Source organism: Brevibacillus sp. MCWH, from assembly GCF_013096935.1.
In the GTDB taxonomy this organism is placed as follows: domain Bacteria; phylum Bacillota; class Bacilli; order Brevibacillales; family Brevibacillaceae; genus Brevibacillus; species Brevibacillus aydinogluensis.
This window is the reverse complement of the sequence record NZ_SDLF01000006.1, coordinates 156,610-180,819: the sequence shown is the minus strand read 5'-3', so window position 1 is coordinate 180,819 and position 24,210 is coordinate 156,610. Positions and strand designations below refer to the sequence as shown.

Genomic DNA, 24,210 nt, shown 5'->3' with positions numbered 1-24,210 from the left:
TAGAAAATTGGCAATGCTAGTTGGAAACAGGTACAAAGGAGTACATGGGTATCATGAGGCGGCATTGGTTGTTTTTCATGTCGTGGACAGCCGTGTTTGCCGTTGGTTTGGCCGGCGGCATTGCGGCAGGAGAATTGATCCGGGACCAAAACGGGAGCGGACTATCCTGGCTGGCTGTGGAGACAGGCGGATCACAGGAGACCGTGAACAAGCCGTACCAGCTGGTGCTGGCTCGCACCTACCTGTGCGGCGTAAAGGATGAAGAAATCAAACAGGTTCCGCACGAGCAACTGGCCCAAGCCCTGGTGGCGTACAGCGGGTGGGAGATTATCGCGTCCGATCCTGCCAAGCTGATCCTGTACAAGCGGGAGAACGATCTGGCTCCGTCGTGCAAGGCAAACGGATACTTCGGCTTGTCGCCCGATGGCGTGCTGACGTTGTTCAATGGCCTGCCGGCGGAGCAGCAGGTGGTGCAGACGTTTTACCGGATCGACACCGCAAAAATGGAAACAAAACTGACCAAGGATAAGCTGGAATCGTTGAAACGGGGCATCCGTGTCCGCGATCTGGCGGAGTACAACAGCGTGCTGTCCACGTACAGTGAGTTTCAGACAGACGAAGAAGAAAGTTGAGATGGGAGGCTGACCCGTTGCGGGCAGCCTTTACTCGTCGTCACAAATATCCGTGATTTTCCACGGGGTCCAGGGGGCGGTTCGGCACAAGTGAAACACCCAGCGCCCCTGCTTTTTCTCGCCCTCGCTGTTGACGTATTCGAGGCGCACCGGAATCTCCACAGCGAGGATGTCGTGGGTATCGCCGGTCTGGATCTCCTCAGTCCGTTTGACATTGTCAATCCCCTGTAGAAAAGGGGGCAGCGCAAAGCCGTCCGTGGTCATGCGCAGTGTCTGCAAATCGTGTTCGTGCAAGGAAGTGAGAAAGTAGTCCACGAGTTGGTACGGCGAGGCGGCCATCACCGTTTCCGGCAGTTTTCCCGACGCCTTCAATATCATCAGGCTGTGACTGGGGTCCGGCTCCTTGCGCCGGTGCGTGGAACTGCCCGTAAAGTGGATGCAGAAATGACCGGGGAACTGGTTGCCGCGGATCGCGCCTGCCCCGTGCGGCATGCCGTGCATCGAGGCGGCGAGGTACGTGCCGTTCACCTTCACCAGGATCGCCCGACGCTTCCAGCTCCATTTGCCCTGGTAGATCTCTTTCATGATCCGGGTGTCCTCTTTGGTGAGCGGCTGCACGTCGGCGTGACGGCTGCCCGCCCGCCGCTGCACGCGAAACTGTTTTCCCGTCTCCAAGTCGATGACGGTGGCGTACCCCATTCGTTTGAACATGCGGCGCACTTCGCTCCAGTCAAGCGGTTTGCCGAAGTGGACCTGTTCCAGCCGGTTCACGTACCGATCCAGCTCAGCAGCCGCATCGTTGGGCAAGTGCACGGCAGCATGCTGGTTTTGGTCGTACAGGCGGCCGTCATACCCGTACAAAAACGTGCGGGAGCCGATGGAGACCGTTGCCCTGACGGGTTCGGGAGGGGGGCTGGCAGGGCCGATCGGGCTGCGCAGGATGATTTGAGCCAGCCCGTTTTTTTGACGGATGGACAGCGTGGACAAAAAGTCGGCATTCGGTCCGACGCTGACGACAATCAGCAGTTCGGACGGGGGTGCGGTCGCTGCGGTCTGGAGGGGCTGCCACAGCAGCGCAGAGCAGAGGAATAATGTGACGATCAGGACATTACGCACATCAGGACACCTCCGCGTAATAGTGTGCGCTGCCGGGCGTATCCCGCTTGCGAAGCAAATCTTGCCATCATATCATGCTGATGCTCACGCCAAACTGTTCTCATACGGCGCTTTAAGGAGGGGTCTTGCCAGCATGTCTTCGATGCCTCGAGGAAGCTACAAAGACCAGTTTCACCAGCGTTTGTATGTTCAATTGAACCAGGGGCACAACAAGCTCGACTATCGCCGGATCAACCAGATCCGCGAACAGATGCGTGAAAGCGTGGACGAATACGCGCACATGCTGCACGACGAAGCGGATGCACTGGGATTGAACAAGCACTAGGTGACGCCGTATGCAGTCCGATCCTGTGAAAGGGTCGGGCTTTTTCTTTTGCCGATGGAAATGCACGTTCGCTTTTTCTCCGCTTTGTGGTACAGTAGGAACAGAAACTTGAACGCGGAGAGTGGGCCCATGCGCATCATCGGTATCGACCCCGGCATTGCCATCGTCGGGTTTGGCATCTTGGAAAAACAGGGCAGTAAACTGCGCCCTGTACAGTACGGCAGCATTCAGACGGAGGCGGGCCTGCCGGTGCCGCTAAGGCTGAAACAGATCTTTGAAGCGATGCAGAGCCTGCTTGATACATACCGGCCGGATGAGATGGCCGTTGAGAAGCTGTTTTTCAACAAAAACGTCACGACCGCTTTTACGGTCGGGCAAGCGAGGGGAGTCATCCTGCTGGCCGCCGAGATGGCCGGCATTCCCGTCTACGAATACACGCCCATGCAGGTGAAGCAGGCGGTTACCGGCTATGGCGGAGCAGAAAAAAGGCAGATTCAGGAGATGACGCGAATGCTGCTCCGGTTGAAGGAGACGCCCAAGCCGGATGACGTCGCCGACGCACTGGGCATCGCCATCACCCACGCGCAGTTCCGCGCCTTTATTTCCCTTTCGGAAGGAGCACAACGATGATTGATTTTGTGGAAGGCACGCTGGCTTACCTGGATGCCGAGTACATCGTCATCGAAGCCGGCGGCATCGGCTATCGCCTCTTTTGTCCCAATCCGTACCAGTTCGTCCGGTACGAAGGGACGAAAACCAGGCTGTACACCCATCACCACGTCAGGGAAGACGCGATCCTGCTCTACGGGTTTGCCACGCGGGAGGAGCGCGACTTGTACCGCAAGCTGCTGGACGTCAACGGCATCGGCCCCAAAGGAGCGCTGTCCATCCTGGCCGCCGCGACGCCGGAACAGATCGTGATGGCTGTTCAACAGGAGAATGTCTCCTATCTGACGAAGTTCCCCGGAATCGGGAAAAAGACCGCGCAGCGGATGATCCTTGACTTGAAAGACAAGCTGACCGGCTACACGCCGTCGGCGGTCATGGCTGTTGCCGCGACGGAACTGGCGGCAGGCGAAAAGGCGGCGTCCGCGCTACAGGAGGCGCAGGAGGCGTTGACGGCGTTGGGCTATTCCGACGCCGAGCTGCAGTCGATTCGCGGCGCCCTGTCCGAAGCGGCCAAGGGTGGCGCGCCGGTTGAGCAGTTGATCAAGCAGGGGCTTGCGCTGTTAATGAGGGGGTGAGGAGTTGGATCATCGCATCATTACGACGCAGATGCATGTGGAGGAGGATGCGGCGGAACTGAGCCTGCGTCCCCGCTATCTGAATGAATACATCGGACAGCAGCAGGTAAAGGATAATCTGAAGGTGTTCATCGAGGCGGCCAAAATGCGCAAGGAAGCGCTGGACCACGTCCTGCTGTACGGTCCCCCCGGCCTCGGCAAAACCACCTTGTCGCAAATCATCGCCAACGAGCTGGGGGTAAACATCCGCACCACCTCCGGTCCGGCGATCGAACGGCCCGGCGATCTGGCCGCGCTGCTCACCAATCTGCAGGAGGGCGATGTGCTCTTCATCGACGAGATCCATCGGCTCAACCGCAGCGTGGAAGAAGTGCTGTACCCGGCGATGGAGGACTTTGCCCTGGACATCGTCATCGGCAAAGGGCCGAGCGCACGCAGTGTCCGGTTGGATCTGCCGCCGTTCACGCTGGTCGGGGCCACCACCCGGGCGGGGATGCTGTCGTCTCCGCTGCGGGACCGCTTCGGCGTGGTCAACCGGCTGGAGTTCTACACCGTTCCCGAACTGACGTTTATTGTTACGCGGGCCGCCGACATATTGCAGATCGGCATCACCGAGGGCGGCGCCGAAGAGATTGCCAAACGCTCGCGCGGAACACCCCGCGTAGCCAACCGGCTGTTAAAACGGGTCCGCGATTTCGCCCAGGTGCAGGGTGAGGGCGTGATTACCGCGGAGATAGCCCGGGAAGCGCTGGAGCGCTTGCAGGTGGATGCCTGCGGGCTGGACCACATTGACCACAAACTGTTGCTGGCGATCATCGACCGGTTTGACGGGGGGCCGGTCGGCTTGGACACAATCGCCGCTACCATCGGAGAGGAAGGGCAGACGATTGAGGACGTCTGTGAGCCGTACCTGCTGCAAATCGGCTTCATGCAGCGGACCCCCCGCGGCCGTGTGGTGACGCCGTTGGCTTATCAACACTTTGGTCGGGAGATGAAAGCGTGAATCCGGTAGCCAAACTGCTGATTATTGGAGGAGCCGTGCTGATCGCAATCGGTCTGTTGTGGCAGGTGGGCGGCCGCTTTCTGCCGCTCGGACGCCTGCCCGGAGACATCGTGGTGGAAAAGGAAAACGTCAAGTTTTACTTTCCGATCGTCACCTGCATCGTGATCAGTATTCTGCTGTCGTTGGCCGGATACTTGTTCCGCCTGTTCAAATAGCCATGAAAGACGGAGCCTGCCCTTCAATTGAAGAGCAGGCTCTTTGTTTGATATAGCAGTAAAAATTCAACAAAATTAACAAAATATTTACAAAAATTATTTTTCATGGTACTCTGGCAACAGTATTTACAGATAATGGTTATATACTGTTTGGGGGGCGTACCAATGTCGTTTGCAGAGATGGTAAAGGAGTATCGCTATAAGGCGAACCTCTCGATAAGTGAATTGGCCGAGCTGACAGGTTTAAACAGAAGCGTACTGGCCCGGATTGAATCGGGAGAGACTAGGAGGCCCAGTTTTTCCACCTGTTGCAAAATCGCGTCCGCGCTCGACATCCCATATGATAAGATTATCTCGTTTTATTTGGGCGTTTCTGAGCGACCGGAGACGTTGAAAATGTTGTTGTCCGAGGCTGTCGTCCGTACCAATCGACACATTGTCCGAAAAACGGCTAACAAGTTGTTGGAAACGCCGAGGCTAAACACGTTTCTCGCGCTGGATTACATTCTTCAGCAAGCTCGGGAGTCTGAAAACGAGGAAATCAAGCTGGCTCTTTACAACGTGATGATCGAATGCACGAAAAAGCGGGGCATCCCTTTTTATTTGGCGAAGGGGTTGTTCGAGCGGTATTTGATCGAGCGCTACGACTTCTCCCGATTGGAGGAGACATATCGTAGAGGGAAAGAGCTGTTGGTGTACATCGAATATCTGCAGCCATCGGAGCGCATAATCGCGTATTACCGTTTGGGACTTCAAGCATATGCACTCAAATACTTCGACGATTGTATCCATCTGTGCAGGCAGGGCATTGCGGAAGACGTAACCGAAAGTGAGTTGAAGGCCTCTGCCCTGCTTGCAATTACTAACTCTTACATAAACATGGGGGACTGTATTCTTGCAGAGTTGTATTTGAAAAAGTATGTAAATAACCCATTTGCAAATGCTAATAGAACTAAATACTATCTTGCTCAGATTCATGTAAAAAAGGGGGAATTTTCTGAAGGAATTGCTGGATTCAAAGAATGTCTGGTAGAAGCGGAACGCGAATCACGTATTGCCATTGCCACTGATTTGTTGGAAGTGTACCAGCAAATTGGAGACCATGAGGGGATAGAAGATCTGATAAAAAAAGAGGAGCAATTTTTACCCCAACAGATAAATACACCAAAAAAAGTGGAACATTTAGCGTTGTATTATAAACAAAAAGGCCTGCATCAATTGGCAAACGAAATGTTCGAGGAAGGTATTGAAAATTTGATACAAAGCGCTTCGTATTATCAGAAATTAGGTGCCTTTGCCTACGTAAACGAATGCATTGGTTCTATTTTTGTAGCACATCGTCAATTCGGTAAAGTATTGTCTGAAGGAATTATGGAAATGTTGGAGAAATTGTGCCAACGTAATTGTAAGTAGGAATATAGATTGGAGGTAGACCTTATGAAGAAAATCTTCTCGGCAGTACTGATCACGATTGTAACGGTGGGTATGTTTACTCCGGCTTTTCCAATCCTGAAAGAACGTGTTTCAAATAGTCACCAAGGTGCCGTCATTACTATTCATGATGACGATCCGGGATATTAATTTTATAACCACCAAAAATAAGGTGGCGATGCCAGTTATTTCAAATCTAAATAGTTATAGAAGCAAATGTCTAGAACAACCGTACGGGTTTCCGATTAACAAAAGCCGACGTCCTTTATCCGACGTCGGCTTACTTCTTGTTTCCCGTAAAAATCCTCTTCCGGTTCCAAATTCGCAAACGGGGCAGGAAAAATCGCGATTTTGTCGAAAAACATGGGAGTTGATGCCATTTTTCGACGCGCAACAAAACATCGGAGAGGAAGGACGAGCGGCATGTGCAAGCGTTGGATGGGGAAAATCCTTACGGCCGGCCTGCTGTCGGCGACGCTTCTGACGGGACAGGTTCCCGTGGAAGCAGCCGACTCCAACATCAGGGTCGCGCTGTTTATTGATACTGGACAAGGATACCGCGGAGTGGTGCCGGCAGTGACGCTGACCAGCGGCACTGGATTGGAGGTAACGCTCAGTGGCAGCGAGGGAGCGGTAAAACTGCCTGCCTTGGGGGGAAATGCGGCGCGTTTTCGCACCGACGAATATCACCTGCTGGTGACGGAAACGAGTGACCTCAACCGGGCTCAGCAAGTGGCGCAGCAGCTCAGCCAGCGCAAGTGGGACGCTTCCATTCAGGCGGTCCAGCGGGGCGGACAGACGCTGTACCAGGTGGTCAGCGGCACGTATGACACGTATCAGGCGGCGGCAGCCCAGGCCCAAACAGTCGCTCAGGCAACCGGGCAGCAGTCGGCGGTCAAAGGACCGATGAGACTGGAAGCGGGCCGCTTCGGCAGTTGGCAGCAGGCGTTGGATGCACAGCAGGCGCTGGCTGGCGCAGGTCTTCCGGCGTACCCGGTGCTGGTGGCGGACAATGGCAAGCTGGAGTACGCCGTGTGGATCGGAGACGAAGTGAGCCAGGACGCTGTCCAGAGCCTGGCGCAAAAAGCGGCGGCGGCCAGACCCGGCTATTCCTACCGGGCAGCGGCGAGCCGTGCGTATGCGGTGCTGAAAAAGGACGTGTACGGTTCCGAGACCATATGGAAATACGCGTTCTCGCCGCAAGCCAGGCTGATCGTGGAGCCGAAAAAGGGAGGTGCCCTGCCGCTGATCGGCGTGGAGGAGCGGGACCAGCGCAAGTATCGGGGAAAAATCGAGCTGTCCGAGTACAACGGGCATCTGACGGTCGTGAATGAACTGCCGCTGGAGCAGTACTTGTACGGCGTGGTCGGATCAGAAATGGCTGCGGGCTGGCCGCTGGAAGCGCTCAAGACGCAGGCTGTCCTGGCCCGTACGAGGGCGATCAGCCAAGGGAACAAATACGGCGTGGCCAACGTATCTGACACTGTGTACGAGCAGGCGTACTACGGGTACGGGCGCGAGTCTGCCGACATCCGCCAGGCCGTCGACGAGACGGCAGGCGAAGTAATCAGGTACAGAGGAAAACTGGTTGAATCCCTGTACTATTCCAACGCAGGCGGCATGACCGCCGACGGCACGGAAGCGTGGGGCAATCCTGTTCCCTACCTTCGTCCCGTGCCCAGTGAAGACCGCGGACCGCTGGAAACGGCCAACCGCTGGTACTACGTGGCGCTGACGGACGGCACCCTGGGATATGTGCGCAGCGACCTCATCCGGCTGAACGGGGGCGTCAATCCTGTGGGATTGAAGCAGGCCGTGATCGCGACGGAGGGGACCAACCTGCGGTCCGGTCCCAGCACCACTTACCACCGCGTGCTCACCACGCTGCCCGCAGGGACGCAGGTGACGATCATCCGGGAGGAAGCGGAAGAAAATGCCTACGCTTGGACGCGCGGACCGTTTACAGGGCAAGAAGTGGCGGCGATGGTCAACGCCAGTCAGGACCGCAACAAAGCGCAGCGGGTCGGCGAAACAGTGGAGTCGCTTGTCGTCACCGAACGGGGGCCGTCGGGTCGTGTGCTGGAAATGGAGGCGAACGGCGTGACGCTCAAGGTGTCGTCGCCGGACGCGCACCGCTCCATATTCACACAGGGCGGCGGCAGTTTGCGCAGCACCAAGTTTGACGTGGAGGAAATGGGGACGTTTACGGTGTTGGGCGCGGACGGCAAACGGCGCGAGTACACGCGTGGCGGCAGCGTGGCGGTGCTCGGGGCTGACGGTTGGGAGTCGCCCTCGGCCAACGGCTACAGCGACCAGTTCCTGATTTACAGCGGTGATGGCGATTGGCGCACGCTCAGCAAGCAGCCGATGTTCCTGTTCCGCGGCTACGGCTTTGGCCACGGCCTCGGCGTATCTCAATACGGGGCGAAAGCGATGGCGGAAAACGGGTATGACTATAAACAAATCTTGCAACACTACTACCAGGATGTGACAATTGAGCGGTGATCCCGTCACGGCTCGTTGGACTGCAGATGAGGAGTCGGAATTGTGGACGTACAACTTTTTGATTTTGAACTGCCAGAGCGGCTGATTGCACAGCATCCCCTGAAGGATCGCACGGCGTCGCGACTGCTTGTCCTCGACAAGCGGACAGGGGAGCTGACACACCGCCGCTTTACGGATTTGGTGGAGTACCTGCGGCCGGGCGACGTGCTGGTGCTAAATGACAGCCGCGTGCTGCCCGCGCGCCTGATCGGCGAAAAGAGCGGAACGGGAGCGAAAATAGAAGTGCTCCTGCTCAAGTCGCTTGGCGGCGACCGCTGGGAGACACTGGTCAAGCCGGGCAAGCGGGTAAAGCCGGGGACGGAAGTGGTCTTTGGCGATGGACTGCTGCGCTGTGTCTGCGAAGAAGTGACGGAGACCGGCGGGCGCATTGTCCGTTTTCACTACGACGGGATTTTTTACGAGATACTGGACCAACTCGGCACCATGCCGCTGCCGCCGTACATCCACGAGCAGCTGGAAGACCAGGAGCGCTACCAGACCGTGTATGCCCGTGAACGGGGGTCGGCGGCCGCACCGACGGCAGGCCTTCATTTTACCGAGGAGTACCTGCGCCAGATCGCGGAAAAGGGCGTCGAGATTGCGTATGTCACGCTGCACGTCGGATTGGGCACGTTCCGCCCGGTCACCGCTGATGTCGTGGAAGAGCATGTGATGCACGCCGAGTATTACGAGATTCCGCCGGAGACCGCCGAGACGGTCAACCGGGCCAAGGCGGAAGGCAGGCGTGTGATTGCGGTCGGCACCACCGCCTGCCGGACGCTGGAGACGGTGGGCGGCATGCATGACGGCAGGCTGGCGGCCGGATCGGGCTGGACGGACATCTTCATCTATCCGGGTTACGAGTTCCGGATTATCGACGGCCTGTTGACCAACTTCCACCTGCCCAAGTCAACGCTGGTCATGCTGGTCAGCGCGCTGGCCGGCAGGGAAAACGTGCTGCGGGCATATCGGACTGCGATTGCCGAGGAATACCGCTTTTTCAGTTTCGGAGATGCCATGCTGATTTTGTAATGCCGGGGCTTGTCCCCCGGTTTTTCCTTGTGAAAAGCTGCCAGTTTCTATATAATAGGTGAGAATTACATCCAGAGTTTGAGGAGTGCACACAGATTGGCTGTACGCTACGAATTGATCAAAACCTGCAAGCAGACAGGGGCACGGCTCGGCAAGCTGCATACGCCGCACGGGACGATTGACACCCCTGTGTTCATGCCGGTGGGAACGCAAGCGACCGTCAAGGCGATGAGTCCGGAGGAACTGAAGGAGATCGGTGCCGGCATCATCCTGAGCAACACCTATCACCTGTTTCTTCGGCCCGGTCATGAAATTGTCCGGGAGGCAGGCGGTTTGCACGGTTTCATGAACTGGGATCGGGCGATTTTGACCGATTCCGGCGGATTTCAGGTGTTTAGCCTGAGCAATTTGCGCAAGATTACGGAAGAAGGCGTTTTCTTTCGCTCCCATCTGAACGGAGAAAAGCTGTTTATCGGACCGGAAGAAGCGACGCAGATACAAAATGCGCTCGGCGCCGACATCTTCATGGCGTTTGACGAGTGCGCGCCGTACCCGGCTGAATACGATTACGTGAAGCAGTCGATGGAGCGGACCACGCGCTGGGCGGAGCGCTGTCTGAAAGCCCACACCCGGCCGAATGACCAGGCGCTGTTTGGCATCGTGCAGGGAGGCATGTACAAGGATTTGCGCGAGCAGAGCGCCCGCGACCTTGTCTCGCTCGATTTCCCCGGGTACGCGGTTGGGGGATTGAGTGTCGGTGAACCGTTTTCATTAATGTACGAGGTGCTGGAGCATACGGTGCCGCTGCTGCCGTCCAACAAGCCGCGCTACCTGATGGGCGTAGGTTCACCGGACGCGCTGATTGAGGGAGCGATTCGCGGCATCGACATGTTTGACTGTGTGCTGCCCACCCGCATTGCCCGCAACGGGACATGCATGACAAGCCAGGGGAGGCTGGTGATCCGCAACGCCAAGTACGCCCGCGACTTCACCCCGCTGGACCCGAACTGCGACTGCTACACCTGCAAAAACTACACGCGCGCTTACATCCGTCATCTGATCAAGGCAGACGAAATCTTCGGCGTCCGGCTCACCACGTATCACAACCTGTATTTTCTGGTAAAGCTGATGGAACAGGTGCGTCAGGCGATTGCCGAAGACCGGCTGCGCGATTTTCGCGATCAGTTTTTCGCTCAATACGGATTGAGTGAAGATAGATCTTTCTAAGAAAAAAGGAGGACAATCATGCAACAACTGCAAGGCTTTTTGCCCATCATCATCATGTTTGTGATCTTCTATTTTCTGCTGATCCGCCCGCAGCAGAAGCGGCAGAAACAGCGCAACGCCATGCTGGCTTCGCTGAAAAAGGGTGATAAAGTCGTAACCATCGGCGGTATCCACGGCACGATTCAGGATTTGACGGACGATACCGTCACGCTGCGAATTGCCCACAACGTCCACGTTACGTTTGACCGCGGTGCCGTTAACAACGTAGTCTCCGCCAGCGAACCGGCTGCGGAATCGAAGGAAGAGTCAAAATAAGTTTTCATCCACGCGAAAACATCCGGCTACCTCAATGGTGCCGGATGTTTTTTACGTTGGCTGCCTGTCGCATGCGGGGGAAAGACCGGGTGATGCCCGCGGCTTCGGTCACGTAAAACCCTTCCGTAAATTGCTTAGTACCGCTTGGAAACGGAGTTGACGCCGAATATGCCGCCGACAGCCGCTGTCACAAACGCGCCCAGCAGGTACAACAGGGTGCTCCACTGCATGGTCGCATCAAAGCCCAAAAACCCGATCAACAGCACGAGCAGGAAGTAAGACAGACCGGTCAGCCCGCCGTAGTACCAGCCTTTTCCTCCGCAGCGCCGTCCTGTCACATAGCCGCCCAACAAGAGGCCCAGCGCGTTGATGGTGTAGGTGAAATACGGCAGGGTGCTTTCGCGTATGTTGGTAAAGGACAGCAGCAGGGCGGCCAGGAGAGCGCCCGTCAGCACCAGACCGAGCGTGTATAAGAGACCTGTAAATACCGAGGTGGTAGCACTCCGCACGGATAACCCTCCTCACTGGTCAGTTTGTACCATCTATATGAGGGGCTTGGGCGGCGTATTCATCTTCGCGTTGAACATCGGAAGGAATTTTCGTATGATGGATGAGGAACCAGACGGGGGGTGAGGAATGCGTGATCAAGACTTACTTTTACAACCACTCGGAGCAGAAGATGTACCACGATGTCGACCTGAGCAAAAAGGACGAATGGCTGAAGTCACCGGAAGATTTGCTTTGGATTGACCTGTACGATGTGGGGAACAATGAACTTCAGTACATTGCCAAGATCTTTGATTTCCACCCGCTGGCGATTGAAGACTGTCTGCACGTCAGCCCGCGTGCCAAGGTAGACAAGTACGACGACTACTACTTTTTCGTGTTTCATGCGCTGCGCTACAACGAAGAGAGCGACGACGAAATCACCACGGTGGAACTGAACGTTTTTCTCGGTCCCAACTACATCGTGACGATTCACAAATCGCCGATGAACACGATCGGCCGAATCGCGGCCATGTGCCACCGGAACATCTCCTATCTGAACCGCGGCCCCGACTACCTGCTGTACGCGATCGTGGACGGCATCACCGACGAGTACTTCCCGATCATGGACAGGATCAGCGTGCGGATCGACGAGCTGGAAGACGAGATCTTCGAGCACAGGATGGAGGAGATCACGGAAGAGTTTCTGGCGCTGAAGCGAACGATTATTTTGATTCGTCGCGTGATATTGCCACAAAAGCGGATTTTCGCCAATGTCAATGGACGCTATTCGTTTGACATATCCGAGGAAAACGTTCCGTTCTACAGCGACCTGACGGATCACCTGGAGCGGATTGCCGACTCCACGGAGACGTTCCGCGACCTGGTCAACGGCGCGCTGGACACGTACTACACGATCATCAGCGCCAAGACTACCGAGACGATGCGCGTGCTGACGATTATCTCCACGATCATTCTGCCGCTGACGTTCATCACCGGCCTGTTTGGAATGAACACGTTCAGTTGGCTGGGCCCGGGGGCGGAGCCGTACATGTTGATCATCGCCCTCGTCGTCATGATCGGCATGACCTTTGCCATGCTGCACATTTTCCGCAAGCGAAAGTGGCTGTAGCACAGCCGGGGTGCGTTTAGTCAAAATTGGCGCTTATACACGTACGGCCTCTCGCGGAGACTAACCACAAACTCTGCGTGGGGAGGCCGACGGAAATGGAAGATCTGACAATCGCGCTGATGCGCACACTGTTTTCCTACTTCTTCCTTTTGGTTCTGCTGCGCCTCATGGGCAAGCGGGAATTGGGGAAACTGTCCGTATTTGACATCGTCATCTCCATCATGTTGGCAGAGATGGCAGTATTGGCGATTGAAGAGATCGACAAGCAGGCGTTCCTGTTCTACGTCCCGATGCTGCTGATCGGACTGCTGGAAATCGGCATGGCGTATCTGTCGATGAAAAACAAGAAGTTTCGCGACGTGGTTGGCGGTTCGGCCGACTTGATCATAGAAAATGGCCAGATTCGTGAAGAGGCGATGCGGCGCAACCGGCTCTCTTTTGACGACCTGATGGTTCACCTGAGGCAGAAGAACATCAAGAACCTGGCGGACGTGGAATTTGCCGTCATGGAACCGACCGGGCAGATGAGCGTCTTTCTCAAACAGTCGAAGCAGCCGCTGACCCGGGAAGACTTGAATCTGCCGGACCCAAAGCCGCTGGGTGAGGTGACGTTTTCGGGCCTGCCGATCCCGCTGATCCTGGACGGACAGGTGCGGGAGGAGGCGCTGCGAAAAATCGGCCAGAACAAGCTGTGGCTGAAACGGGAAATCCGCAAGTACGGCATCAAGGACATCCGCGATGTCTCGTTCTGCAGCATTGACGAGCGCGGGATCATCTATCTGGACACCAAGGACAAACGGCAGCGTTGACGTACCAAGGCGTCAGCGCCGTGGCAATCAGCGCCGCGGGAAAAAGATGGCCAATTGCTCGCCGATCCAGGGAATGCGCTGGACGTCCTGTTTGCCGAGAATCCGCATCGCCACGAGCAGCACCATGTACAAAAGCGTGCTGGCGGCAGAGCAGACGAGCAGCGGCAAGATGACCGTCGCGGTGTCGGCAAACCAGTGAGCAGCCATGTACGAACCGGCGTATCCCATCGCCACCATCGCCGCGCCGATCTTGCACAGCTCCAGCACGTTCACGGTAAAACCGATCACCTTGACCAGGCTGGCGAGGTGCAGGAGCGTGACCAACGTGATGTTGATGTTAAGCGCGATCACCGCTCCGTGAATGCCGAACGGGGGCTGAATCGTGAAGACAAACATCGCAACCGTCTTGACAACGGCGCCGATCAGCGTGTTGCGAAACACCACCTGTGCGTAATCAAGCCCTTGCAGCGCAGCCGCCAGCGGCGCCTGAAAAAAGAGGAAGACGGAAAACGGCGCCATCTCCTTCAACAGCAGTCCCACGTCCGGGTTTTTGTAAAGCAGCCCGCAGAGCGGTTCGGCAAAAATGTACAGCAGGACGGTACACGGTGCTCCGATGACGAGTGTAATCCGCATCGCCTGATAGATGCGCCGATGCACGAGTGGGGCATTTTTTTGATAGGACGCTTCCGCCACGGCAGGAACGAGCGAAACGGACAAGGAATAGGTTAAAAACGTGGGAAACAAGAGCAAAGGGACGGCCATCCCGGCGAATTGACCGTACTGGCTGGTCGCCACCGTCGTCGAGAGTCCGGACATCACCAGGGCAAACGGCACGATCATCGGCTCCAGCACATAGGCGATCGAGCCGACGATCCTGCTCAGGGTGACGGGCAGCGATACGCTGAACAACTGGCGCAGGCTTTCGCGGCTCTGAGAAAAAACAGTCAGCAGCGGCTGTTCCCAGATGCGGGCCGCCGTGTTGCGGCTGGAACGCCGGTACTGCCAGAGAATGTACATGAGGCCGGCCGCTTCGCCGAACACGATGCTGCCGACGGCGCCTGCGGTGGCGTATTGAATACCAAACGGCAGGAAGGCGAGCGTCATAACGACCACTGTCCCCATGCGGACCACTTGCTCCACCAACTGCGAGACGGCTGTCGGCGTCATGTTGTGTTTGCCTTGAAAATAGCCGCGCAGCACCAGCGAAATGCTGGCGATCGGGATGACCGGCACCGCGGCCAAGAGGACGATATCGGCCCGGGCATCGGCAAACAGCATTTGTGAGATGCGCCCGGACAGCACAAGCAACAGCGCGCACAGGATCAGGCTGATACCCCCGGCGACCGCCAGCGCCAGCAGCAGGAACCGGCGGCTCTGCCGGCTGTCCTGAGCCGCCTCCGTTTCCGCTACCTGTTTGGCGATGGCGACGGGCAGTCCAAATGTGGTCACTGTGATGAGAAAGTACAGCAGGGGAACCACCATCTGGTACAAGCCCATCCCTTCCGCGCCGATCAATCGCGACAGGACGATGCGGTTGGCAAAGCCGAGCACCTTGGTCACGCCGCCCGCGATGATGAGGATGACCGTTCCGTAAAAGAATGACTGTCTCATGGCAGGCTCCTTTACCGCCCAAATTTCGTGAACAGTTCGTACTATAAGAATATGGACGTGCCGCTTGCGGCATGACTACTTTGAGGGGGAGAGCAGATGGACGAGCAGCGCAAACGGGAATGGTACGCACAGGTGGCCGGCCTGTGCGAAAGCAAGGCAGAGGAATTCGCCCTGCTCGGCTACGAAAACGTCACGGCGGAGGACGTCTGGGAGTGCGTCACAGCCGCATACAAGGACATTCCGCCCCTGCATCGCCTGGTCAACGACATCCTGTCGCTGAAACCGACCAAGTACATGAACTGGTTGATGCTGCAAATGTACAAGCAATCCCAGTGAAACTTTTCCCCTTGCCATTCGTAACAGTTGGCTGATGCGAAGAAAAGGGGATGGTTGCCATGGTGTTACTTTCCAGCAAAAATTGACACGTTTTTTTCCACTTCGCTATAATGGGCATATTGGTTTGCGTCTTCTGACCGAACCCTGGAAGGAAAGAGGGGTATTACTACATGATCAAATGGGGAAGATTCCTCCTGTTTTTGGTCGTTGTGGGCATGTTGGCCACGCTCATCACCACGACGACCCAGCAGGTGGCAGGCAACATCCGGCTTGGTTTGGACCTGCAGGGCGGCTTTGAGATTCTCTATGTCGTAGAGCCGCTGGAGCCAAACCAACAAGTGGATATGGAATTGTTGAAAGCGACCGCGGGCATGGTCGAAAAGCGGGTCAACATCGGGGGAGTGACGGAACCCGTGATTGAGACCGAGTTGCCCAACCGCATCCGCGTCAAGATTGCGTCGGAAAAGGCCAATCAGGACGAACTGCGCGAGTTGATCGGCAAACCGGCTGTGCTGGAGTTCCGCGACGAAAACGGCAACGTTCTGCTGCGCGGAAGCGACCTCGCCTCGGGCGGTGCGGGCGTCGGATACGACGATCTGAAACGTCCCGTCGTGACGTTGAAAATTTCCGATCCGAAAAAGCTGGAAGACATTACCCGGGCCAATCTGGGCAAACCGATGGCCATTTACCTGGACGACAACATGCTAACCAATCCGGTCATTCAAAACGTGATTACCGGCGGAAACGCCCAGATTTTCGGCAACTTCACCCAGGAGTCGGCGCAGGAACTGGCTGACATTCTCAACTCGGGTGCCCTGCCGGCAAAACTGATCGAGAAGCAGGTGACATCGGTCGGGGCGTCGCTCGGTACGCTGGCGCTGCAAAAAACGATTTACGCCGGCTACGTGGGTGCCGCGCTGATCATCGTGTTCATGCTGGTGGTGTACCGATTGCCCGGTCTGATCGCCAACATCACACTTGTCGCGTTTACCTACTTCTGTCTCGTCGTGCTTGACTGGATGGACGCGACGCTCACCCTGCCGGGGATCGCCGGTTTCATCCTCTCCGTCGGGATGGCGGTAGACGCCAACATTATTACCTACGAACGCATTCAGGAAGAAATTCGCTCCGGAAAGACGATCCTGTCTGCATTCCGTGCGGGGGAACGCCGTTCGTTGATCACGATCATCGACGCGCACGTGACCACGCTGATCGCGACAGCGGTGCTGTTCTACTTCGGGACAAGCTCCATCCAAGGGTTTGCGATCGTGCTGGCCATGACGCTGATCGTCAGCGTCATCACCAACGTGTTTGGTTCCCGCTTCCTGCTGTGGCTGCTCGTTCGTTCCAACATGATCAAGAAGCCGTTCTGGTTCGGGGTAAAGGAGAGTGAGATCGGTGAGCTCTAAACGACACGAAGATATTGTCAAGTTTGACATCGTCAAAAACCGGCGGAAATTTTTCCTCTTTTCCGGTATCATTCTCGTCCTGGGCCTGCTCGTCACACTGTTTATGGGCTTGAACCTGGGTGTCGACTTCAAAGCGGGGACCCGACTCGACATCTACATTGGGAAGGAGTTTAATCCATCCGACGTGGAACAGCTGATCAAGCAGCACGTGCCGGATACCGTCTTCACCCCTGTGACGCCCTATGGCGATCATCAGGCACAGACCCGTTTTGACCAGACAGTGGACGCCGAAAAGCTGAAATCGTTGGAAAAGGCGCTGAAGGAAAAGTACGGGCCGCAGGTAACCAAGCAGGAAGCGACGGTTGATCCGAGCATCGCCCGTGAACTGGTGCGAAAGGCGGCGATTGCCGTGTCGATTGCCGGCGTCGGGATCATCGTATACATCGCGATCCGTTTCCAACTGCTGTTTGGCATCGCCTGCATCATCGGTCTGATCCACGACGTGCTGGTTCCGATCGCGCTGTTCTCCGTGTTCCGGCTGGAAGTTGATTTGACGTTCATTGCGGCGATTTTGACAATTGTTGGTTATTCAATCAACGACACGATCGTAATTTTTGACCGGATTCGGGAAAACCTAAGAACGATGAAGTCCAAAACCGTGGAAGACCTGGAGCACCTGGTCAACGTCTCCCTGTGGCAGACGATGCGCCGCTCCATCTTTACGGTGGCGACGGTGTTCTTCACCGCCCTGGCGCTTGCCGCTCTGGGCAGTGAAAGCATCCGCAACTTCTCGCTGGCCCTGATTTTTGGTCTGGTGAGCGGGACGTATTCGTCCATCTTCATTGCCGCTCAGGTATGGGTGGCCCTGAAAGAACGGGAAATGAAAAAGAAGCGTTTTTCTCCGGCTCCGAATGAGGGCTGAGTGACGAAACCGCGGGGGAGCTTCCCCGCGGTTTTTTTCTCTCCACCATACTTCCCGCGAAAGGGGCGATGGCTGTGGATAACCGTTTGGCCAAGGCGCAGTTTGGCGCTTGGGTGGGAATTGTTGGCAACCTGGCGCTGGCCGCAGTCAAGCTGCTGATCGGCTGGCTGGCCAAATCGCAGGCGCTGATTGCCGATGCAGTCCATTCCGCCTCCGATGTGGTCGGGTCGGTGGCTGTCCTGATTGGACTAAGTGCCGCGGAGCGTCCGCCCGACGAAGATCACCCGTACGGACATGGAAAGGCGGAATCCGTGGCGGCGATCATCGTCTCCGTTCTGTTGGCGCTGGTCGGCGTGGAAATCGGCTCAGCGTCGGTCAAATCACTGTTCGCTCCGTTGGAACCGCCGGGCATGGCGGCCGCCTGGGCGGCTGTCGGCTCGATGATTGTCAAGGAGTGGATGTTTCGCTACAAGTATAATCTGGGCAAAAAGCTGAACAGCGCGTCGCTGATCGCCAACGCCTGGGAACACCGTTCCGACGTCTATTCCTCGTTCGCCGCGTTGATCGGGATTGGCGGTGCAATCCTCGGCGGCCGCTTTGAGATCTCCTGGCTTTTGTACCTGGACCCGATCGCCGGCATTTTCGTCTCTGCGCTGGTGTTGAAGATGGCCTACCGCATTTTGATGGAATCGATTCACAGCACGCTCGATCACGTGCTTCACGAAGAGGAGACGGTAGAGCTGCGCCGAGTCATCGAGGCAGTGCCCGGCGTGAAGCGGATTGATTCGTTTCGCGCGCGTGAACACGGCCACTACCAGATTGTCGACGTAAAGATCGGCGTCGATCCCCACATCACCGTGGAAGCGGGCCACCGGATCGCCAAACAGGTCAAGCGGGAACTGATGGATCAATTCTCTGCCGTACGCGACGTGTTTGTGCACGTCAACCCGTACGATCCCCGCCCCGAGGAAACACCGGTGAATGATCAGCCGCCACCGGACGATCAGGCGTAAGTGTTCGCCAGTTGTCAGTCTCCCGTCCTTTCCTCTATAATGAATGAGGATTGGAGGAAAGGCCTATGCTCAAAGCGAAAACACGCTGGCAACTGGCCGCGTATGACGAGATATTGGCGGACGAAATTGCCCGGGAATGCGGATTGTCTCCGCTGATCGCCAGGCTCCTGGTCATCCGTGGTATCGATTCGCCGCAGCGGGCGCGTGCCTTTCTCGAGCCAGGGCCGGAGTTGTTTCACCCCCCGTTTCTGCTTGACGGGATGGAAGAGAGCGTGCACCGGATTCGCCAGGCAATTGAGCGGAACGAACCGATTTGCATTTACGGCGACTACGACGCAGACGGTGTCAGTTCCACGTCGTTGATGGTTCATGTCATGCGCCAATTGGGCGCAGTGTTTGACTGCTACATTCCCAACCGCTTTACGGAAGGGTACGGTTTACATAAAGACGCACTGGCCCACCTCAAGGAAAGCGGTTACAAGTTGATTGTCACCGTTGACACCGGCATCAGCGCGGTGGAGCAGGTGGCATTTGCCAACCAACTGGGTCTGGATGTTATCGTGACGGATCACCACGAACCTCCGGCAGTGTTACCGGAGGCATTTGCCGTGATCAACCCGAAAAAGCCGGGCTGCCCGTATCCGTTTGACATGCTGGCCGGCGTTGGGGTGGCGTTCAAGCTGGCCCATGCACTGCTGGGAGAGCCGCCGCTGCATCTGGCTGATCTCGCCGCGCTGGGCACGATCGCCGACCTCGTCCCGTTGGTGGATGAAAATCGGGTTCTCGCCCGTATCGGGCTGCAGCGGCTCAATCATACACGCAACATCGGACTGCAGGCGTTGATTCGCGTTTGCGGCCTGACGGACAGCGAATTGACCGCGGGCCACGTCGGCTTTGCCCTCGGACCTCGTCTCAACGCAGGCGGGCGGCTGGAGACGGCCGAAGCGGCCGTGAAATTGTTGACGACGCAGGACCCTGAGGAAGCAGAGCAATGTGCCCGAATTCTGGATAACCTTAACCGTGAGCGGCAGGAACTGGTGCAGGCCATCACCGACGAGGCCGTGCAGATGGTGAGCGAGCAGTTTCCCCTGGAGGAAAATCGCGTGCTCGTTCTCGCCAAGGAAGGCTGGAACGTCGGGGTGGTCGGCATCGTCGCTTCCCGGCTGGTGGAGATGTTTTACCGGCCGACAATCGTGCTTGGAATTGATCGGGAAAAAGGAACGGCCAAAGGTTCCGCCCGCAGCATTGCCGGTTTCGACATGTACGAAGCGCTGACGGCGTGCAAAGAGTGGCTGCCCCACTACGGCGGTCACACAATGGCGGCTGGCATGACACTGCCGATCGAGAATCTCGAACCGCTGCGCCAACAGCTTAACCGGCTGGCCGCCGAGTGGTTGACGGACGAAGACTTCGTGCCGCTGACCAAGGCGGATGTCACCTTGGACCTCGCGGAAATCAGTCTCGACACGGCGGAGCAGTTGGAACAGCTGGCGCCGTTTGGGATGGGCAACCCCACGCCGCTGGTGCTGGTGCGGGATGTGGAGACGTCCGGCATGCGCACGATCGGCCGAGACGACAGCCATTTGAAATGCTCGCTCTGCAAGGATGGCGGCAGCGTGGATGCCATTGGCTTCAACTGGGCCCATGTCGTCAGCGAAGTGACGCCAAAAGCGCGGTTTGACGTATTGGCGGAGCTGTCTGTCAACGAGTGGAACGGCCATCGCAAGCCGCAGCTGACGATTCGCGATCTCGCCGTGCCGCACAGACAGGTTTTTGACTGGAGGGGGTGCCGCGACAAACAGGAACGGTGGCGGCAGTTGGCCGCCCGGCATGAGATGCTGACCATTCTGTTCCGGCGGGAAAGCTACGATGAGCTGGCCGCTGGATTGGCCGCGGCGGGGCAGCCGGAAAGGCTCCTCGTTGTCGCAGATGAGGCGTGGGACGGTCATCTGCCGGCCGTGCCGACAGTCGTGCTCTACGATCTGCCGAAGCGGCGATACGATCTGACCAGAGTGCTGGCCCGCCTCGAACAGGCGGAGCGGATCTACTGTCTGTTCGGCGATCCCGATCTGGGGGCGGAGCGGCTGTCCTGTCCGGGACGTGAGCAGTTCAAGGCGCTGTACCAGTTTTTGCTGCAGGTCCCCTGCGTCCAGCGGATACATCTGGACGCCCTGGCCCGTCGGTTGAAGCTGAAGCGGGATGTCTTGGACGGCATGCTGGCCGTGTTTGCGGAGCTGGAGTTTATCCGCTCGGACGAAGAGAGCTTCCGCCTGCAGCCGGATGCGGCGAAACGGCCGCTGGATGACTCCCGCTACTATGCGGAGTGGAAGGAAGAGGCGGAACTGGCGACAGAACTCCTGCTTTCCTCATATGACTCTTTGATTCACCATTTTCAACAACAGGTGGAGACTGTCACCTGGTAGGAGGAATTGTTTCATGGACTTTAGATCATACATTCGCGTGATTCCTGATTTCCCGCAGCCGGGCATCCGCTTCAAGGATATTACCACCCTGCTGAAAGACGGGGCTGCCTACAAGGCGGCGATTGACGAATTGGCCCAATTTGCCCGCGAATTGCAGGCAGACGTGATTGCCGGACCGGAAGCGCGCGGTTTTGTCGTGGGCGCTCCGCTCGCCTATACGCTGGGCCTGGGCTTTGTGCCGATTCGCAAATCCGGCAAGCTGCCGTACAAGTCGATCAAGGCCGACTACAGCCTGGAGTACGGCAAGGACGCGCTGGCTGTACACGTCGATGCCATTCAGCCCGGGCAGCGCGTGCTGATTGCAGACGACCTGCTGGCAACCGGCGGAACGATTACTACCACGATCAACCTGGTTGAACAGTTGGGCGGCAAAGTTGTCGGCGCTGCCTTCTTCATCGAGCTGACCTATCTGGACGGACGCCAAAAACTGGGCGACATCCCTGTCAAGTCACTGGTTCAATACTAGCAAGCGTGGCTCTCTGTCCCTCGCAGCGGACGGAGAGCTTTTTTCTTGGCGACAAGGGCGCAACAGCTGTGCTGTCCGACTGTGACCCTTTTCACGGTTCCTTCATACTTTGCGGGGAAATCACTTTACAAGGCAAACGACATACAAGATAATAGTATGAAATAGACATGTTGTATTAATTCCACCCTTACAACGAGATGGAACAGGTGAACCGGCTTCGTGGGAAGTTTCTGTATGAGAGGATAAGGGAAGGGAACTATGAGCACCGGCGTGGAAGAAGTACTGAATAAAGCAAGCAGCTATTTGTCCCAAACCGATATGGATCTGATTACGCGCGCCTACCGCCTGGCGGAGAAAGCGCATGAAGGTCAGGTGCGCAAATCGGGTGTCCCGTACATCATGCATCCGATAGCCGTCGCGGGGATTCTCGCCAACCTGCATATGGACGCAGTGACGATCGCCGCCGGCTTTTTGCATGACGTCGTGGAAGATACCGACGTTACGCTGGATCGCATTCGTGAAGAGTTCGGTTCGGAAGTAGCGCTGTTGGTCGACGGCGTGACCAAGTTGGAGAAAATCAAATACAAGTCCAAAGAGGAACAGTTGGCGGAAAACCACCGCAAGATGCTGGTCGCAATGGCCCAGGACATCCGGGTCATCATGATCAAGCTGGCCGACCGCCTGCACAACATGCGGACACTGCGCCACATGTCCGAGGAAAAACAGCGGGAAATTTCCGACGAAACACTGGAAATCTTTGCACCGCTGGCTCACCGGCTGGGGATTGCTTCGGTCAAGTGGGAGCTGGAGGATACGGCCCTGCGCTACCTGAATCCGCAGCAGTATTACCGCATCGTCAACCTGATGCAGAAAAAGCGGGCCGAGCGGGAGGCGTACATCAACGAGGCCGCCGAGATGATCAAGGAGAAGCTGAAAGAGCTGAACATCGAGGCGGAGATTTCCGGCCGGCCGAAGCACATTTACAGCATCTACAAGAAGATGACCAAGAAAAACAAGCAGTTTAACGAGATTTACGACCTGCTTGCGCTGCGTATCATCGTCAACGACATCCGCGACTGCTACGCGGTGCTGGGCATCGTTCACACGCTGTGGAAGCCGATGCCGGGCCGCTTCAAGGACTATATCGCGATGCCCAAGGCCAACATGTACCAATCCCTGCACACCACTGTGATTGGGCCAAAAGGGGAACCGCTGGAAGTGCAGATCCGCACCTGGGAGATGCACCGGACGGCGGAGATCGGGATCGCCGCCCACTGGGCTTACAAGGAAGGCAAAAGCATCGTGCAGGGCTCGTTTGCCGAAAAGCTGGGCAATCTGCGCGAGATCATCCAGGGGGGGTCCGAGGAGGCGCCCAACGCTCAGGAATTCATGGAGTCGCTGAAGCAGGACTTGTTCTCCGACACGGTGTTCGTCTTTACACCAAAAGGAGACGTAGTGGAACTGCCCAAAGGGTCCGTGCCGCTGGACTTTGCCTACCGGATTCACTCGGCGGTCGGCAACCGCACCATCGGCGCCAAGGTCAACGGCAAGATCGTCCCGTTGGACTACGCGCTGAAAACGGGTGACATCGTCGAAATTCTCACCTCCAAGCATTCCTACGGCCCCAGCCAGGATTGGCTGAAAATTGCCAAGTCAGCCCACGCTCGCAACAAGATCAAGCAGTGGTTTAAAAAGGAGAAGCGGGAAGAAAACGTCGCCAAAGGGCAGCAGATGGTGGAGGCGGAGATCAAGGCACGCGGTTACGACGTCAAAGAGGTGATGACCGAAGCCAACCTGAAAGAGGCGGCGGCACGCTTCAACTTCCAGGGGCACGAGGACATGTTCGCTGCAGTCGGCTACGGCGGCATCACCGCCGCACAGATCGTCACCCGGCTGATCGACAAGGTGCGGCGGGAGCGGGAGGAACAGAACCCGCCCGCACCGGAGTACAAACCGAGTCCGTCCCCGCAGATCGCACGCAGCGAATCGGGCGTAAAAGTGCGCGGCGTAGACAACCTGCTGGTGCGGATATCGCGATGTTGCACGCCCATTCCGGGCGATCAGATCATCGGCTTCGTCACTCGCGGCCGGGGCGTATCGGTTCACCGGCGTGACTGTCCCAACGTATTGACGGAAGAGTGCCTGGAGCGGCTGATCGACGTGGAGTGGGATGCCGACGCCAAGCACAACTACAACGTGGACATCGAAATCACCGGTCAGGATCGCAGCGGCCTGCTCAATGATGTGCTGCAGGTCGTGGCGGAGACCAAGACCAACATCGCCGCAGTCAGCGGCAAAGCGGACAAAAACCGTCTCGCTACCATCCACATGACGATTACGATAAGCAATGTGGCCCACCTGCAAAAAGTGGTGGAGCGAATCAAAAGCATCAAAGACATTTATTCCGTGCGGCGGATTTTAAGCACCTGATCGCGAGAGATTGGGTGCTCTTCATTTGA

General features: G+C 57.0%; 24 protein-coding genes. 21 read left to right on the top strand and 3 right to left on the bottom strand.

Annotated features, from left to right (window positions below):
- Positions 1-53 precede the first annotated feature (53 nt).
- Positions 54-632, top strand: coding sequence for a BofC C-terminal domain-containing protein (locus ETC00_RS07980; protein ID WP_171565457.1), 579 nt, complete (start codon positions 54-56; stop codon positions 630-632).
- Positions 633-662: 30 nt separating this feature from the next.
- Here ETC00_RS07980 and ETC00_RS07975 read toward each other — a convergent pair whose 3' ends face one another.
- Positions 663-1,748, bottom strand: coding sequence for a hypothetical protein (locus tag ETC00_RS07975; RefSeq protein WP_171565456.1), 1,086 nt, complete (start codon positions 1,746-1,748; stop codon positions 663-665).
- 133 nt (positions 1,749-1,881) lie between these two features.
- On the opposite strand from ETC00_RS07975, the gene ETC00_RS07970 reads away from it, so the two are divergent.
- From ETC00_RS07970 to yajC, 11 genes are all read left to right on the top strand, one after another.
- On the top strand, positions 1,882-2,073 hold the full coding sequence (locus ETC00_RS07970; RefSeq protein ID WP_171565455.1) for a hypothetical protein: 192 nt from the start codon (positions 1,882-1,884) through the stop codon (positions 2,071-2,073).
- A 129-nt stretch (positions 2,074-2,202) separates the two neighbouring features.
- Positions 2,203-2,703 carry a crossover junction endodeoxyribonuclease RuvC gene (gene ruvC, locus ETC00_RS07965; RefSeq protein WP_171565454.1) on the top strand — a complete coding sequence of 167 codons (501 nt, stop codon included), beginning with the start codon at positions 2,203-2,205 and terminating at the stop codon, positions 2,701-2,703.
- Positions 2,700-3,317 (top strand): Holliday junction branch migration protein RuvA, encoded by a 618-nt coding sequence (gene ruvA, locus ETC00_RS07960; RefSeq protein WP_171565453.1) that lies wholly within the window; start codon positions 2,700-2,702, stop codon positions 3,315-3,317. Before ruvC ends, ruvA begins: the two co-directional genes overlap by 4 nt.
- Before the next feature lie 4 nt (positions 3,318-3,321).
- Positions 3,322-4,320, top strand: a complete 999-nt coding sequence (gene ruvB / locus ETC00_RS07955; RefSeq protein ID WP_171565452.1) for a Holliday junction branch migration DNA helicase RuvB — start codon at positions 3,322-3,324, stop codon at positions 4,318-4,320.
- A complete protein-coding gene (locus ETC00_RS07950) occupies positions 4,317-4,535 on the top strand; it encodes a DUF2905 domain-containing protein (protein WP_035300231.1) in 219 nt (72 codons plus the stop codon). The genes ruvB and ETC00_RS07950 overlap by 4 nt, the downstream gene beginning before the upstream one ends.
- Before the next feature lie 165 nt (positions 4,536-4,700).
- Positions 4,701-5,948, top strand: coding sequence for a helix-turn-helix domain-containing protein (locus ETC00_RS07945; RefSeq protein ID WP_171565451.1), 1,248 nt, complete (start codon positions 4,701-4,703; stop codon positions 5,946-5,948).
- Positions 5,949-5,972: 24 nt separating this feature from the next.
- Positions 5,973-6,116 carry a hypothetical protein gene (locus ETC00_RS07940; protein WP_171565450.1) on the top strand — a complete coding sequence of 48 codons (144 nt, stop codon included), beginning with the start codon at positions 5,973-5,975 and terminating at the stop codon, positions 6,114-6,116.
- A 273-nt stretch (positions 6,117-6,389) separates the two neighbouring features.
- On the top strand, positions 6,390-8,471 hold the full coding sequence (locus ETC00_RS07935) for a SpoIID/LytB domain-containing protein (protein WP_171565449.1): 2,082 nt from the start codon (positions 6,390-6,392) through the stop codon (positions 8,469-8,471).
- A 42-nt stretch (positions 8,472-8,513) separates the two neighbouring features.
- Positions 8,514-9,542: a tRNA preQ1(34) S-adenosylmethionine ribosyltransferase-isomerase QueA gene (gene queA / locus ETC00_RS07930; RefSeq protein WP_171565448.1), complete on the top strand. Its 1,029-nt coding sequence runs from the start codon at positions 8,514-8,516 to the stop codon at positions 9,540-9,542.
- A 96-nt stretch (positions 9,543-9,638) separates the two neighbouring features.
- On the top strand, positions 9,639-10,769 hold the full coding sequence (tgt, locus tag ETC00_RS07925; RefSeq protein ID WP_171565447.1) for a tRNA guanosine(34) transglycosylase Tgt: 1,131 nt from the start codon (positions 9,639-9,641) through the stop codon (positions 10,767-10,769).
- 18 nt (positions 10,770-10,787) lie between these two features.
- Positions 10,788-11,084 carry a preprotein translocase subunit YajC gene (gene yajC, locus ETC00_RS07920; protein ID WP_171565446.1) on the top strand — a complete coding sequence of 99 codons (297 nt, stop codon included), beginning with the start codon at positions 10,788-10,790 and terminating at the stop codon, positions 11,082-11,084.
- Positions 11,085-11,218: 134 nt separating this feature from the next.
- On the opposite strand, the gene ETC00_RS07915 is transcribed toward yajC, so the two are convergent.
- Complete coding sequence (locus tag ETC00_RS07915; protein ID WP_171565445.1) at positions 11,219-11,593, bottom strand: TIGR04086 family membrane protein; 375 nt, start codon at positions 11,591-11,593, stop codon at positions 11,219-11,221.
- A 131-nt stretch (positions 11,594-11,724) separates the two neighbouring features.
- Between ETC00_RS07915 and corA the strand changes: the two genes are divergently transcribed.
- Together corA and ETC00_RS07905 are read left to right on the top strand one after the other, a co-directional pair.
- Positions 11,725-12,702 (top strand): magnesium/cobalt transporter CorA, encoded by a 978-nt coding sequence (corA, locus tag ETC00_RS07910; protein WP_171565444.1) that lies wholly within the window; start codon positions 11,725-11,727, stop codon positions 12,700-12,702.
- A 95-nt stretch (positions 12,703-12,797) separates the two neighbouring features.
- A complete protein-coding gene (locus ETC00_RS07905) occupies positions 12,798-13,511 on the top strand; it encodes a DUF421 domain-containing protein (protein WP_171565443.1) in 714 nt (237 codons plus the stop codon).
- 27 nt (positions 13,512-13,538) lie between these two features.
- On the opposite strand, the gene spoVB is transcribed toward ETC00_RS07905, so the two are convergent.
- The gene (gene spoVB, locus ETC00_RS07900) at positions 13,539-15,122 is read right to left on the bottom strand and encodes a stage V sporulation protein B (protein WP_171565442.1); all 1,584 of its coding nucleotides are present in this window, start codon (positions 15,120-15,122) and stop codon (positions 13,539-13,541) included.
- Between the two features lie 96 nt (positions 15,123-15,218).
- Here spoVB and ETC00_RS07895 point away from each other — a divergent pair, with 96 nt between their 5' ends.
- The 7 genes from ETC00_RS07895 to ETC00_RS07865 all read left to right on the top strand — a co-directional run bounded on the left by ETC00_RS07895 (position 15,219) and on the right by ETC00_RS07865 (position 24,181).
- The gene (locus tag ETC00_RS07895; protein ID WP_171565441.1) at positions 15,219-15,458 is read left to right on the top strand and encodes a post-transcriptional regulator; all 240 of its coding nucleotides are present in this window, start codon (positions 15,219-15,221) and stop codon (positions 15,456-15,458) included.
- Between the two features lie 170 nt (positions 15,459-15,628).
- Positions 15,629-16,867 carry a protein translocase subunit SecD gene (gene secD / locus ETC00_RS07890; protein ID WP_171565440.1) on the top strand — a complete coding sequence of 413 codons (1,239 nt, stop codon included), beginning with the start codon at positions 15,629-15,631 and terminating at the stop codon, positions 16,865-16,867.
- Positions 16,857-17,789, top strand: coding sequence for a protein translocase subunit SecF (secF, locus tag ETC00_RS07885; protein ID WP_171565439.1), 933 nt, complete (start codon positions 16,857-16,859; stop codon positions 17,787-17,789). Before secD ends, secF begins: the two co-directional genes overlap by 11 nt.
- A 68-nt stretch (positions 17,790-17,857) precedes the next feature.
- A complete protein-coding gene (locus ETC00_RS07880; RefSeq protein WP_171565438.1) occupies positions 17,858-18,802 on the top strand; it encodes a cation diffusion facilitator family transporter in 945 nt (314 codons plus the stop codon).
- Between the two features lie 65 nt (positions 18,803-18,867).
- Positions 18,868-21,225, top strand: a complete 2,358-nt coding sequence (gene recJ, locus ETC00_RS07875) for a single-stranded-DNA-specific exonuclease RecJ (RefSeq protein ID WP_171565437.1) — start codon at positions 18,868-18,870, stop codon at positions 21,223-21,225.
- Between the two features lie 13 nt (positions 21,226-21,238).
- Positions 21,239-21,751, top strand: coding sequence for an adenine phosphoribosyltransferase (locus ETC00_RS07870; protein ID WP_171565436.1), 513 nt, complete (start codon positions 21,239-21,241; stop codon positions 21,749-21,751).
- Between the two features lie 258 nt (positions 21,752-22,009).
- A complete protein-coding gene (locus tag ETC00_RS07865) occupies positions 22,010-24,181 on the top strand; it encodes a RelA/SpoT family protein (RefSeq protein WP_171565435.1) in 2,172 nt (723 codons plus the stop codon).
- Positions 24,182-24,210: the final 29 nt, after the last annotated feature.